At 54.1% G+C, this 13481-nt stretch carries 13 protein-coding genes and 1 pseudogene; 8 read left to right on the forward strand and 6 right to left on the reverse strand.

Annotated features, from left to right (window positions below; all coding sequences use genetic code 11):
• The first annotated feature begins 45 nt into the window (after positions 1-45).
• The 3 genes and pseudogenes from carB (at position 46) to RC74_RS01040 (ending at position 5224) form a co-directional block, all read left to right on the forward strand.
• A pseudogene (carB, locus tag RC74_RS01030) lies at positions 46-3314 on the forward strand (carbamoyl-phosphate synthase large subunit).
• A gap of 117 nt (positions 3315-3431) precedes the next feature.
• Positions 3432-4553 (forward strand): beta-ketoacyl-ACP synthase III, encoded by a 1122-nt coding sequence (locus RC74_RS01035; RefSeq protein ID WP_039004373.1) that lies wholly within the window; start codon positions 3432-3434, stop codon positions 4551-4553.
• A 59-nt stretch (positions 4554-4612) separates the two neighbouring features.
• Positions 4613-5224, forward strand: a complete 612-nt coding sequence (locus RC74_RS01040) for a thymidine kinase (protein WP_039004374.1) — start codon at positions 4613-4615, stop codon at positions 5222-5224.
• On the opposite strand, the gene RC74_RS01045 is transcribed toward RC74_RS01040, so the two are convergent.
• The 5 genes from RC74_RS01045 to RC74_RS01065 all read right to left on the reverse strand — a co-directional run bounded on the left by RC74_RS01045 (position 5221) and on the right by RC74_RS01065 (position 8469).
• Complete coding sequence (locus RC74_RS01045; protein ID WP_039004375.1) at positions 5221-6177, reverse strand: 2-hydroxyacid dehydrogenase; 957 nt, start codon at positions 6175-6177, stop codon at positions 5221-5223. The genes RC74_RS01040 and RC74_RS01045 overlap by 4 nt on opposite strands.
• 13 nt (positions 6178-6190) lie before the next feature.
• Complete coding sequence (locus RC74_RS01050) at positions 6191-6532, reverse strand: tRNA-binding protein (RefSeq protein WP_039004376.1); 342 nt, start codon at positions 6530-6532, stop codon at positions 6191-6193.
• Entirely contained in the window at positions 6529-7335 is an 807-nt protein-coding gene (gene proC, locus RC74_RS01055; protein WP_039004377.1) for a pyrroline-5-carboxylate reductase, read from the reverse strand. Before proC ends, RC74_RS01050 begins: the two co-directional genes overlap by 4 nt.
• Before the next feature lie 31 nt (positions 7336-7366).
• Positions 7367-7870, reverse strand: coding sequence for a type III secretion system chaperone family protein (locus RC74_RS01060; RefSeq protein ID WP_039004378.1), 504 nt, complete (start codon positions 7868-7870; stop codon positions 7367-7369).
• A gap of 308 nt (positions 7871-8178) precedes the next feature.
• Complete coding sequence (locus RC74_RS01065; protein ID WP_039004379.1) at positions 8179-8469, reverse strand: accessory factor UbiK family protein; 291 nt, start codon at positions 8467-8469, stop codon at positions 8179-8181.
• Between the two features lie 102 nt (positions 8470-8571).
• On the opposite strand from RC74_RS01065, the gene lgt reads away from it, so the two are divergent.
• From lgt to RC74_RS01085, 5 genes are all read left to right on the forward strand, one after another.
• Positions 8572-9486 carry a prolipoprotein diacylglyceryl transferase gene (lgt, locus tag RC74_RS01070; protein ID WP_039004531.1) on the forward strand — a complete coding sequence of 305 codons (915 nt, stop codon included), beginning with the start codon at positions 8572-8574 and terminating at the stop codon, positions 9484-9486.
• A complete protein-coding gene (locus RC74_RS01075) occupies positions 9479-10543 on the forward strand; it encodes a class I SAM-dependent methyltransferase (protein WP_039004380.1) in 1065 nt (354 codons plus the stop codon). The genes lgt and RC74_RS01075 overlap by 8 nt, the downstream gene beginning before the upstream one ends.
• Positions 10544-10555: 12 nt before the next feature.
• A complete protein-coding gene (gene pgeF / locus RC74_RS01080; protein WP_039004381.1) occupies positions 10556-11311 on the forward strand; it encodes a peptidoglycan editing factor PgeF in 756 nt (251 codons plus the stop codon).
• 270 nt (positions 11312-11581) lie between these two features.
• Positions 11582-11731, forward strand: coding sequence for a hypothetical protein (locus tag RC74_RS22005; protein ID WP_156477393.1), 150 nt, complete (start codon positions 11582-11584; stop codon positions 11729-11731).
• Between the two features lie 369 nt (positions 11732-12100).
• Complete coding sequence (locus tag RC74_RS01085; protein WP_236940009.1) at positions 12101-12892, forward strand: Hint domain-containing protein; 792 nt, start codon at positions 12101-12103, stop codon at positions 12890-12892.
• Here the strand turns inward: RC74_RS01085 and RC74_RS01090 are convergent.
• Entirely contained in the window at positions 12889-13389 is a 501-nt protein-coding gene (locus RC74_RS01090; RefSeq protein ID WP_039004382.1) for an Lrp/AsnC family transcriptional regulator, read from the reverse strand. The two genes, RC74_RS01085 and RC74_RS01090, sit on opposite strands and share 4 nt — an antisense overlap.
• Positions 13390-13481 lie beyond the last annotated feature (92 nt).

A 13481-nucleotide genomic window follows, 5' to 3' on the forward strand; every position in this document is an offset into this window, starting at 1 on the left:
ATAACCCACGACAATTTGCTTGAACCTGCTGTCTGGGGGCGCACCATGCCAAAAAGAACCGATATCAAATCCATCATGATCATTGGAGCGGGGCCTATCGTTATTGGGCAAGCCTGTGAATTTGACTACTCTGGTGCACAGGCGTGTAAAGCGCTGCGCGAAGAGGGCTATCGTGTCATCCTTGTGAACTCAAATCCAGCGACGATCATGACCGATCCGACCCTCGCGGATGCCACATATATTGAGCCCATCACCCCCGAAATTGTTGCCAAAATTATCGAAAAAGAGCGCCCCGATGCGCTCCTGCCTACAATGGGCGGTCAAACGGGCCTCAACACCTCGCTCGCGCTTGAGGAAATGGGCGTTCTAAAGAAATTCAACGTCGAAATGATCGGAGCCAAACGCGAAGCCATCGAAATGGCCGAGGATCGCAAATTGTTCCGCGAAGCCATGGATCGTTTGGGCATTGAAAACCCACGTGCAACGATCGTAACCGCGCCAAAGCTACCCAACGGCAAAGCCGACCTCAACGAAGGCGTGCGCATCGCGCTTGAATGTCTCGAAGACATCGGCCTGCCCGCCATCATCCGCCCCGCGTTTACCCTTGGTGGCACAGGCGGCGGCGTTGCGTACAACCGTGAAGATTTTGAGCATTTCTGCCGTACCGGCATGGACGCCTCGCCCGTGAACCAAATCCTCGTGGATGAGTCGCTTCTGGGTTGGAAAGAATTCGAGATGGAAGTTGTGCGCGACACCGCCGACAACGCCATCATCGTTTGCGCCATCGAAAACGTCGACCCAATGGGCGTGCACACAGGTGATTCCATCACCGTGGCCCCTGCACTCACGTTGACGGACAAAGAATACCAAATCATGCGGACGCATTCGATCAACGTTCTGCGCGAAATCGGCGTGGAAACGGGCGGCTCGAACGTTCAGTGGGCTGTAAACCCTGCCGACGGTCGTATGGTCGTCATCGAGATGAACCCGCGCGTGTCGCGCTCCTCCGCCCTTGCCTCCAAAGCAACAGGTTTCCCGATCGCGAAGATCGCGGCCAAACTTGCCGTGGGCTTCACATTGGATGAACTCGACAACGACATCACCGGCGTGACCCCTGCGAGTTTTGAGCCAACGATCGACTATGTTGTCACAAAAATCCCACGCTTCGCCTTTGAAAAATTCCCCGGTGCTGAACCTTACCTGACCACTGCGATGAAATCCGTCGGCGAGGTTATGGCCGTGGGTCGCACCATCCACGAAAGCTTGCAAAAAGCGCTCGCGAGCATGGAAAATGACCTCACCGGTTTTGACGAAATCATCATCGAGGGCGCCCCCGAAAAATCCGCTGTCATCAAAGCTATCGGCAAACAAACACCAGACCGTATGCGCACGATCGCGCAAGCCATGCGCCACGGCCTGTCGGATGAAGAAATCCACGAAATCACAATGTTTGATCCGTGGTTCCTCGCACGGATTCGCGAAATCGTGGACGTCGAAGCCGAAGTGCGCGCTGGCGGTTTGCCCGTCACCGAGAAGGGCTTGCGCCGCCTGAAAATGATGGGCTTCACGGATGCACGCCTCGCGACGCTTACGGGCCGCGACGAAGCCAATGTCCGCCGCGCGCGGATCAATTTGGGTGTTACGGCTGTTTTCAAGCGCATCGACACCTGTGCCGCCGAATTTGAAGCACAAACCCCCTATATGTACTCCACTTACGAAGCGCCTGCGATGGGCGACGTCGAGTGCGAAGCGCGTCCAAGCGACAAGAAAAAAGTCGTCATTCTCGGCGGTGGTCCCAACCGGATTGGCCAAGGGATCGAGTTCGATTATTGCTGTTGCCATGCCTGCTATGCCCTTACCGAACAGGGCTATGAGACGATCATGATTAACTGTAACCCAGAAACAGTTTCAACAGATTACGACACATCGGATCGCCTGTACTTTGAGCCTTTGACGTTTGAACACGTGATGGAAATCCTGCGGGTTGAGCGGGAGAACGGCACCCTGCATGGCGTGATCGTACAATTTGGTGGCCAGACTCCGCTCAAACTTGCCAACGCCCTTGAAGCCGAAGGGATCCCTATTCTGGGGACATCCCCCGACGCAATCGACCTCGCCGAAGATCGCGAGCGTTTCCAAGCGCTTGTGACTCGTCTTGGCTTACTTCAACCCAACAATGGCATTGCCTCGACGGATGCAGAGGCGATTATGATCGCGGCTAAAATCGGCTTTCCATTGGTCATTCGCCCCTCCTATGTTTTGGGTGGTCGGGCCATGGAGATCGTGCGGGATATGGCGCAACTCGAGCGGTATATCTCGGAAGCGGTGGTTGTGTCCGGTGACAGCCCCGTCCTGCTAGACAGCTATCTTTCGGGCGCGATTGAAATTGATGTCGATGCGATTTGCGACGGAACCGATGTTCATATCGCGGGTATCATGCAGCACATCGAAGAAGCTGGAGTACACTCTGGCGACAGTGCGTGTTCGCTCCCCCCTACTCGCTCTCCAAAGAGACAATGGCGACCCTCGCGGTGCAAACACGCCAATTGGCGCTTGCGCTGAACGTCGTTGGCTTGATGAACATTCAGTTCGCCGAAAAAGACGGGGACATCTACTTGATCGAAGTAAATCCCCGTGCCTCGCGCACGGTGCCCTTCGTGGCCAAGGCCGTGAACAGCCCAATCGCCGCAATCGCCGCGCGTGTTATGGCAGGCGAGAAGCTGTCAGCGTTTGACCTAGTTGATCCAAACATCAAAACCTTCGCCGTAAAAGAAGCCGTTCTACCTTTCGCGCGGTTCCCGGGGGTTGATACGATCCTTGGACCAGAAATGCGCTCAACTGGCGAAGTTATGGGCTCGGACGCTAGTTTCCACCGCGCGTTCCTTAAGGCGCAAATGGGCGCAGGCGTTGAATTGCCAACCGAAGGTCGCGTGTTCCTTTCGATCAAAGACATGGACAAAACCAACATGATGCTTGAGGCCTGTGTGGCCCTCGTCGAAATGGGTTTTGAAATTGTCGCAACCCGTGGCACGGGCGCTTGGTTGGCGGAAAACAACGTCCCGTTTGAGCTGACGAACAAAGTCTACGAAGGCCGTCCCAACATTGTGGACAGCATGAAGGACGGCGAAATTGCTCTGGTCATGAACACCACCGAAGGCACGCAAGCGGTTGAAGACTCTCGTGAAATTCGGTCAGTGGCGCTCTATGACAAAATCCCGTATTTCACCACAGCCGCAGCCGCCCATGCTGTGACATTTGCGATGCAAAGCCGCCGCGACGGGGAACTTGAAGTGCGTTCCTTGCAAGAGCGATAAGCCAATTTCGCCATTGAACATCTGAGCCCGCATTGGCTCGGATGTGTGGCGGCCCTCGCGGCCCCTTGACCACTGGCGCAAAATCCAGCCTACTCTCTTTGTAAATAAGGGGCCGTTATGTATAATGTTGCGATTACAGGAACGGGTGTTTTCACCCCTGAAAACGTCATAACAAACGATGAGTTGGTCGTAGCGTTTAACGCTTACGTCGACCTATTCAATGCTGAAAACGCCGCGCAAATCGCAGCGGGAACCCTCAAAGCTAAATCGCATTCAAGCAGCGAGTTCATCGTCAGGGCCTCGGGGATTGAAAACCGTTTTGTCATGGATAAAACGGGCGTTTTGGACCCCAAAATTCTGCACCCCACGCTTCGTCAGCGCTCCGACGAGGAGCCCGCAATCATGGCGGAAATGGCGGTTGATGCTTGTAAAAAAGCACTCGCTCAAGCGGGAAAAACGGCGGCGGACGTAGATGCCGTTATTTGTGCCGCGTCAAATATGGAACGCGCCTATCCCGCAATTGCCGTTGAAATTCAAGACCTTCTTGGAATTCAGGGCTTTGGTTTTGATATGAATGTCGCCTGCTCCAGCGCGACCTTCGGCATTCAAGCAGCGGCAGATATGATCCGCTCCGGCTCGGCCCGCGCGATCCTTGTTGTAAATCCCGAAATCTGCTCCGGCCACCTTGAATGGCGTGATCGCGATTGTCATTTCATTTTTGGCGACGTTGCAACGGCAACATTATTAGAGCGCGAAGAATTGGCAACGGGGCCACATTTCAAAATCCTCTCGACGCACTGCGCCACTCAATTCTCCAATAATATTCGGAATAATAATGGCTTTTTGCGCCGTTCCCGCCCGGATGGCGTTGCGGATCGGCGCGACATGCAGTTCATGCAAAACGGGCGGAAAGTGTTTAAGGAAGTTCTGCCGATGGTCTCCGAACATATGTCGACCCACCTAGCGGACAAAAATATCGACGTTAGCGACCTAAAGCGTATGTGGCTGCATCAGGCCAATAAAGCCATGAACGATTTCATTGGCAAAAAAGTGCTGGGGCGTACCCCCGAAGCAAGTGAGCAGCCAAATATTTTGCAAGACTATGCAAACACGTCTTCGGCGGGGTCGATCATTGCTTTTAGCCAAAACTCAGACGACTTGGCGGTCGGTGACAAGGGCATAATCTGCTCGTTTGGCGCGGGATATTCCGTGGGATCCGTCATTTTGGAACGCGCTTAAATCGTAAATTCAACGGTCTAATACTTGATCCTAATCGGGCGGCAATATAGTTTCCGCCCATGGCAAAACTCTATTTTCACTTTTCGACCATGAACGCAGGGAAATCTACGATCCTACTGCAGGCCGCACATAATTATCGCGAGCGCGGCATGGACACCTATCTGCTGACTGCGCGGTTTGACAAGCGCGCGGGCGAAGGGCGCATTGCCTCGCGAATTGGCATTGGTGAAGACGCTGATACGTTTGAGACAGGCGAAGATCTCTTTGCGAAAATTCAAGCGCGTATGCTAAGCGGCCCCTGTGCCTGTGTGTTTATCGACGAGTCGCAATTCCTAGAGAAAGAACAAGTCTGGCAATTGGCCCGTGCCGTTGATGACTTGCGAATTCCGATTATGTGTTACGGTCTGCGTGTCGATTTTCAAGGCGAACTGTTCCCCGGATCGGCGGCGCTCTTGGCTCTCGCGGACGAAATGCGCGAAGCCCGTACCATCTGTTATTGCGGTAAAAAGGCAACCATGGTTATCCGCCAAGATGATCAGGGGAATGTGCTCAAGGAAGGCGCCCAAGTTCAGATTGGCGGCAACGAAACCTACGTGTCCCTATGCCGCCGTCACTGGCGCGCGGCCATGGGCGAAGACATCTCGCGAAAATACGTGAAATCAGTCGCTTAAACTTTGTTTGGCGGAGCGTTTCCGTCGGCGACCGCGCATAGGTTTTCGAACGCCATCATACCCATTGCCTCGCGAACTTCCAAAGCGGCGGTCCCTAAATGCGGCAAGAGCGTCGCGTTATCGAGCGCCCTCAGAGCTTCTGGCACAAAAGGTTCCTGTTCATAAACATCGAGCCCAGCCCCCGCGATTTCGCCATCTTGAAGGGCAGCAATAAGGGCCGCCTCATCTACAACATCGCCACGCGAAATATTCACGAAAATGGCCGAGGACTTCATCGCCGCAAAGATATCCTCATCAATAAAATGATACGTTTCCGGTGACCCTGGAACGGCCGTGATCACGAAATCTGCACCGGAAACCGCCTCTTCAATCGTTGGCTTTTGAACGGCTGGGAGGCCGATATTATCCACGACCGATCGATTAAAAAACACGACTTCCATCTCAAAACCAAAGTGGCAGCGACGGGCGATAGCTTTGCCAATCCGTCCCATCCCAAGAATCGCCACGGTTTTTCCCGTCACATGGGTTCCCAGATTTTGGACTGGTCCCCAGCCTTGCCATTCGCCCGCGCGCACCATCCGCTCGCCCTCGCCTGCGCGGCGTCCCGCCATCAAAAGTAGGGTCATAGCGATGTCTGCAGTCGCATCGGTGACCGCCCCCGGGGTGTTGCTCACAAAAACGCCGACCTTGGCCGCCGCACTCACATCGATGTGGTTATAACCCACACCGAAATTCGCAAGGATTTTGCACCGCGGCGCAGGAGTGAGCGCAAAGCAATCGGCCGAAAACGCGTCTCCCAATGTCGGCAGAATCCCGTCGTAATCACTGAGCGCCTGCGCGGCCTCGGCCACGGTCATTGGGACGTCCGCCTCGCGCAATGTGACGTCAAATCGCGCATTTGCAGCGTCAAGAACGCGGTCAGGTAGTGTTCGGGTAATCAGAATTTTTTGCATAAAGCCTCAGCGTTTAGTGCATTCTAGCCCCATTCGGAACGGTAATTTCCGGCCGAATAAGGACAATATCGTCGTTCTTGTCACCCAGGCCCAGCACCAGAACCTCCGACATAAATTTGCCAACTTGACGGGGCGGAAAATTAACAACGGCTAGGACTTGGGTGTCGACCAACTTTTCGGGCGTGTAGTGCTTAGTGATTTGGGCGGAGGTTTTCTTAATGCCAATGTCGCCGCCAAAATCGATCCAAAGCTTGATCGCTGGTTTGCGGGCCTCGGGATATGGTTCGGCCCGCACCACTGTCCCTTTGCGGATATCCACCTTTAGGAAGGCGTCAAAGTCGATTACCTCGCTCATTTGGCCAACTCACGGGACCGCTCTGTTGCGGCTTTAACGGCGCGCTGCAACAGAGGCGGGAAACCCGTTTCTGGGTCCATCAAAACCGCAAGGGCCGCCGCAGTGGTTCCCGCGGGGCTCGTGACATTGATCCGCAACTGTGTTGGATCTTCGTCGGCCATTTCCGCCAGATGACCCGCGCCACCGACTGTTGCCTTAGCCAGTTGCATGGCCAGACCGGCGGGTAAACCTTGCGCTTCTCCGGCTGCGGCCAGTGTTTCGATCAAGTGGAAAACATAGGCGGGACCCGATCCCGAAACAGCTGTCACCGCATCCAATTGCCCTTCGTTTTCAAGACGCACCACCTGTCCGACCGCGGACAAGAGAGTCTCGGCCTGTTGCATTTGCGCTTGGCTGGTATGATCGTTGCCAAAAATCGCCGTGATCCCGTGCGATATGGCGGCGGGTGTATTGGGCACGGAGCGGATCACTGGTGTATTTGCGCCCAGCGCCGCCTCAAAACTCTTGATTGGGCGTCCCGCCACAACCGACAAAAACAGTGTCTCGCCATTGCCGTGCGGTATTAAAATCGGCAAAGCTTCGTCCATCATTTGCGGCTTAACGGCCACAATTACGATTGCAGGATTTGCGGGCAAATCTTCGTTGAGGTGAACGCCGAGGGATTTCAGCCAATCCGACGGAAACGGGTCAAGAATCCAGACCGACGTCGCAGGAAGACCTTTTGCGATCCAGCCTGCCAACATGGCTGACCCCATTTTACCACAGCCCAAAAGGACAAGTCCGCGCGCTTTAATATCTTCCATTCGCTCAATTCCCTATTTGATTTGGCGAAGGTTATGCGCGACCGTAGGCCTCTGCAATGGCAACTTGCAGCGCCTCTTCGGGGGATTGATCGCCCCAGTTCGCCAATTGGAACGCGGGGTAGTACCGCTCAGAGGAGGTTACCGCCGCATTGATCAACGTGTTGATCTGTTCTGACCCCGCCTGTTGGCCACCCGTCAGCACCAATCCATAGCGATAAACCATCAAGCGTTGTTCGTGCCAATATGTAAACGCCCCCGTCCAACATGCATCATTCACAAGGTTGAGCGTTTCGAACAGTTTCGGCAACTTATCAGCAGGAGGCTCCATCTCAAACGTACAAATTAAGCGCAATGTTTCGTCTTGCGCAGACCACGCGAGCGTTATCGAATACGTCCGCCATTGTCCTTCAACCGCCATCGCGATCTGATCATCCGCAACCCGTTCGAACTCCCATGCATGATGCTGGGCCAGCGATTCAACCATATCAATCGGGTGCGCATCGTCTTCTAGATAAAATTGTTCAGATAGGGACATGCTCGGCCTCAGATGTTGTTTCTTGTAGAAAGACCCACAAGAACTTAGGGGATCACACCAATTAAAGGCAGATCATCGATTGAATACACAAAATATGGTGTGGGATACAAAGCGACCTGTAAAGCAATATTTAGCCCCAACCCCCAATAAGTTGTGGATAAGCCGTCAAATTAGAGAAAATTGCGCTACATCTAGGGGGCGCGTGGCTTCCCGAAGCCCTAAACCGCGTGCGGCCTAGCAATAGATTCGGCCCAAAAACGCAAAAAGGGCGCTAAATGCGCCCTCAATCTCGAATCTCTGAAGGTTTATTACACCTTTTTGGGCGCGGCCTTCTTGGCGGGCGTCTTCTTGGCAGGACCAGGGTTTGCTTCCAACGCATCAAGACGGGCTTTCAACACCTCATTTTCTTCACGCGCCTTTTGCGCCATCGCGCGCACCGCATCAAATTCATCGCGGGACACAAAATCGCGGTCCGCCATCCAACGATCCACAAACCCCTTCATTGCGGTCTCGGCTTCGCTTTTGGCGCCCTGCGCAACACCGGCGGCATTGCTCATGAGTTGCGAAATATCGTCTAGGATCTTGTTTCGGGTTTGCATAACGCACTCCAACGTCGAAGGATGTATAACATCTAGTATATGGGGGTTATTCAGGACAATCGCAACCTTGACTTGCCTGTTTTTTCCGAGGCAGATAGGCGCATGATAGCGTCCCTCCCCTTCCCCGAAATTTCGCCCGAAATTTTCACCCTAAATCTTGGTGGTTTCAGCTTTGCTCTGCGCTGGTACGCCCTTGCATATATTGTGGGGATTCTCATTGCATGGCGACTCGTGGTTGCGGCCCTGCGTCGCCCGACGCTTTGGCCGGACAACACCCCCATAATGGAGCCTGCGCGGGTTGAGGATTTGTTGACGTGGTCGATCTTGGGCGTCGTCCTTGGGGGCCGCTTGGGGTATGTATTCTTCTATGCAAGCGACTATTACTTCAGCCACCCCAGCGAAATCCTATTCGTATGGCAAGGTGGAATGTCCTTTCATGGGGGCTTTCTTGGTGTGGTGGTTGCCGCATGGATTTATGCCACCCGCAACGGCATCGCACGTTTAAGCCTTGGCGACGTTATCGCCATGTCCGCACCTGTTGGTCTCCTCCTTGGGCGTCTCGCGAATTTCATTAACGCCGAACTTTGGGGCCACCCCAGTGACGTCCCGTGGGCCGTTATTTTCCCGGGTACAGACGCACAGTACTGCCTTGGCCCAGTCGGATTGGTGGGCGATGGGCTTTGCGCACGCCACCCAAGCCAGCTTTATGAAGCGGGTCTAGAGGGACTTTTGCTCGGCGGTATCCTGATCTATCTGGTTTTCAAGCGCGACTGGCTCAAAATACCGGGGCAAACGATGGGCCTTTTCTTTGCAGGCTACGGCACGGCGCGGTTCTTTGTAGAATTCTTTCGACAGGCAGACGCAATCTATATCACGCCCGACAATCCACTTGGTTATGCTTTGCGCTTTGGTGACTGGGGCGTATCAAAAGGGCAGCTACTTTCCCTGCCCATGATCGCTGTCGGATTGGGATTCATCTTTTGGGCACGCCACCATGCTAAGAAAAAATATGTCTGATCTATCCCAACACCTTAAAGCCCGAATCGCCGCTGACGGCCCCCTCACGGTTGCCGATTATATGGCCGAATGTTTGCTGCACCCAACCCAAGGGTATTACACAACACGCGACCCTTTGGGCGAAGCGGGAGACTTCACCACCTCGCCAGAAATCAGCCAAATGTTTGGGGAAATGATCGGTCTTTGCCTCGCTCAAACCTGGATGTCACAAGGTGAGCCAGATCAAATACTTCTCGCAGAACTTGGCCCCGGACGTGGGACGCTGATGAACGATATCCTGCGATCAACCAGATCCGTAGACGGATTTCACGCGGCCTTAAAAATCCATCTGATTGAAGCCTCCGAACCGCTGCGCGCGCGTCAAGCGGATGCCTTGGCGGAATATGACGTGACGTGGCACCGTCAGGTCACGTCCCTCCCCGACCGCCCCTTATATTTAGTCGCAAACGAGTTTTTCGATGCGCTACCCATCCGCCAATTCATTCGCTCCAAGGGCGCAACATGGTGCGAACGCCGGATCGGCTGGCAGGATGAAACCCTGCGCTTTGGCCTGAATGACCCGCAAGAAATCGAATCCCTTGCGGGGCGTCTCGCAGACACCAAAACCGGAGATATGGTGGAAATTTGCTCCGCAGCCATGTCGATCACTCAAGAGATTGCCACACGCATTTCGGCTTATGGCGGTGCAGCCCTGTTCATCGACTATGGTGATTGGCGCAGCCTTGGCGACACATTCCAAGCCATCAGCGCGCATGAAAAAGTGTCGCCCCTCACGACACCCGGACAAGCGGACTTGACCGCACATGTCGATTTTGAGGCGCTAAGCGAAGCGGCAAAGGGATGCACGGTTTCGAAAATGATCCCGCAAGGCGTGTTTTTGGAACGGCTCGGCATTACGCCCCGCGCGCGCAAACTTGCCCTAAATCTCACGGGGCCCGCCCTTACCAGCCATGTTGCGGCACATCGGCGCTTGACCCACCCCAAAGAAATGGGGAACCTCTTCAAAGTGCTCTCTCTCACCCCTCGCGGACAGGCGGCACCTCCTGGACTTGAGTAAAGCGAACTAGCCATGACCCTTGAAATCCTCACCGCAGATAGCCTCACACCTTTTCGGCACGGCTTTTTTACGCGTAAAGGCGGTGCGTCGTCGGGAATTTTCTCTGGCCTCAATTGTGGCTTCGGTTCCTCCGACCAAAGCGAAGCCGTCCATGTTAATCGCGATCGTGTCGCCCAAGCGATGCAAGTCGCGCCAAACCACCTTTGCGGCGTACATCAAGTTCACTCTGCAAAAGTGCATGTGGCTAAGGGACCAGATGAGCCAGCGGTCCAAGCCGACGCAATCGTTACTGCAACCCCGAACCTTGCCCTCGCAATCCTGACAGCGGACTGCCAACCTGTCCTATTCGCGGATTCTTCAGCGGGCGTGATTGGTGCCGCACACGCCGGCTGGAAGGGTGCGATGAACGGTGTATTAGAGGCCACTTTGGACGCCATGGAGGCCCTCGGAGCGGCGCGCGAAAACACGACCGCCGTTATTGGTCCGAGCATCAGCCAAGCGGCTTACGAAGTCGGACCCGAATTTTTTGACACGTTTATACTTCAAGACAACAGCCTTAGTCGTTTTTTTAGCGGAGGCGTCGGCGATCGCATGCATTTTGACCTGCCGTCGTACGGTTTGCATATTTTGCGCACGGCAGGAATCGGCTTTGCGGAATATACAAATCACTGCACCTACTCGGATTCAGAGCGATTCTTTTCCTACCGACGTTCGGTCCACAAAAAAGAGGCCGACTATGGGCGCCTCATTTCCTGTATCCGGCTCTGAAAACCGAGAATTGCGCCCCATTTTTGCCGCAATAACGGAAACAATCCTGCACATAACGACCAATTGGAATAATTATTGACGACAAACGCCCTTGTTTTACGGGCGGAACATGGGTTTCAACAAAACCCAACCGGATTAATGCCAAATGGCGCGAATTTTTCACAATTTGTCCCAACCTAGGGCCACTTTGCTGCGCATATTGAGATCAGAAATTACAACGGGCGCATCGCCCACCGAGTTGAACACCGATTTAAACGAGGAGCAGACCCCATGGCTAAAGAGAACCGCCGGATGAAAGCAGTAATCGCTGAAAGTGCTAAAGCACAGCCAGCAATGCCATGGGAGCGTGGCAACCGTCGCGCCGCAATGATCGCTCGCCGCCTGCGTGCAGCAGAGGCAGTAAAACAGGTTCGCGCCTAGGTTATATCCCTAGACTGCGCGTTTTTCCCTTCGCGTAGCGACCCCCTTAGTGGATTTATTGCACTTTTTTAACCACCATGGCCTCGGCTGTGGTGGTTTTCTTTTTGCGCCAGCTCTATTTCCAACCCACACTTGAAGGCCTGCCGATTCTTGGCATTTTCAGGGTGATACCGCCGTTGAAAATTCAATTAAGGCGAAAACGTCCCGCCTGCGGAAACAATCTATGGTCTTGAGGGTCATTGCGCACGCTCCGGACCTCAAATGAACCAAACCTTTGACAATAGACTGAATTTTGGACCATTTTAGGAGCATAAGAATTTCTGCAATGGTGGGGCCAATGCAGATGTAATGCACCGAAAGGACTATTACATGCACTCCCACCAACCCGTCGCCAGCCTCGCGACGAATCCACGGGACCCTAAGACCCGTGTTGCTCGTTCAAATGGGCGCCCTCTCCGCGCAATGCCTCTGATGCGGAAATACGAGGTCGCCCATCTGAACTCTTTTGGCGACGTCGAAGAGTTCTCGCAAATCGCTCCGTCCCTCCCCATTTTTGAAGATGCTTTTGCGGCTATTGCCCGTGGATCTCTTTTTTCCACTGAAGCGGGACTGACTGCTGTTGAAGATCTCCTGCCCGGTATGCGTTTGCAAACCACCGAAAACGGTTTTCAAACGCTGTTATGGATAGGCAGTACGACATTGGTTCCCGATTCCCTCGCAGGAGCGCGCGGCCAGTCGCCTGAGATGGGTTTTCTAACTCGTATTGCGGCCGATAGTTTCGGGCTCGGTCGTCCCATGCCAGATCTCATTCTTGGCCCAAAAGCGCGCCTTACGGTGCGACATCGAACCAAAGGCCAAGTTTTGGCACCTGTCGCGACCATGCAAAACGGCGAGACCGTATTTTCCGTCACTCCCTTTACGCCCGTACGTGTTTACCATTTGGCTTTTGAAACACACCAAATTCTGCGGGTGAATGGGCTGGAAATCGAGAGCTATCATCCTGGAAACTCAGCCGAAATGAGCCTCAGCCGCGAAATGCTACCTCTGTTCATGGGGCTTTTCCCCCATTGCGAAACCGTGGATAATTTTGGCACCTTGTGTCTTCCCAGAATAGAGGAAGACGATGCCCTCGGACAGGTTTTTGCGGGGTTTGCCGCTTAGGAAGTCTGCGCTAACCGCTGCTCCAAGACCTCGAAAGGCACGCCAGGTTCGTCTTTAGCGCCGCGGATGACCAATGATGTTTTGACACTCGCAACATTGCGGGCGGTCAAAAGATCTCCTGTCAGAAAAGATTGAAATGTCGACAGATCTGGTGCTGCGCACTTCAGGATGAAATCCACCTCACCATTGAGCATATGGCACTCTCTGACCAACGGCCAACCTTGGCACAGTGCCTCAAACGCCGAGAGATCAACCTCCGCCTGTGATTGCAATCCGACCATGGCAAAGACCAGAACCTCAAAACCAAGGGCCCGCGAATTCACATCCGCATGATAGCCGCGAATAAATCCCGATTCCTCGAGAGTACGCACCCGACGCAAACAAGGAGGGGCCGAAATGCCGACTCGTTTCGCCAGTTCAACGTTGGTCATGCGGCCGTCAGCCTGAAGCTCAGCAAGGATTTTGCGGTCAATGGGGTCGAGCTTGGCTATCGGCATAAGTTTTCCTCTTGTTCTTTTGATTTTTGCCAAATGCACCCTAAGTACTCTTGGATTTTCGCGATTGTACTTAACATCCACCCCACACGCAA

Source organism: Falsihalocynthiibacter arcticus (genome assembly GCF_000812665.2).
Lineage (GTDB): Bacteria > Pseudomonadota > Alphaproteobacteria > Rhodobacterales > Rhodobacteraceae > Falsihalocynthiibacter > Falsihalocynthiibacter arcticus.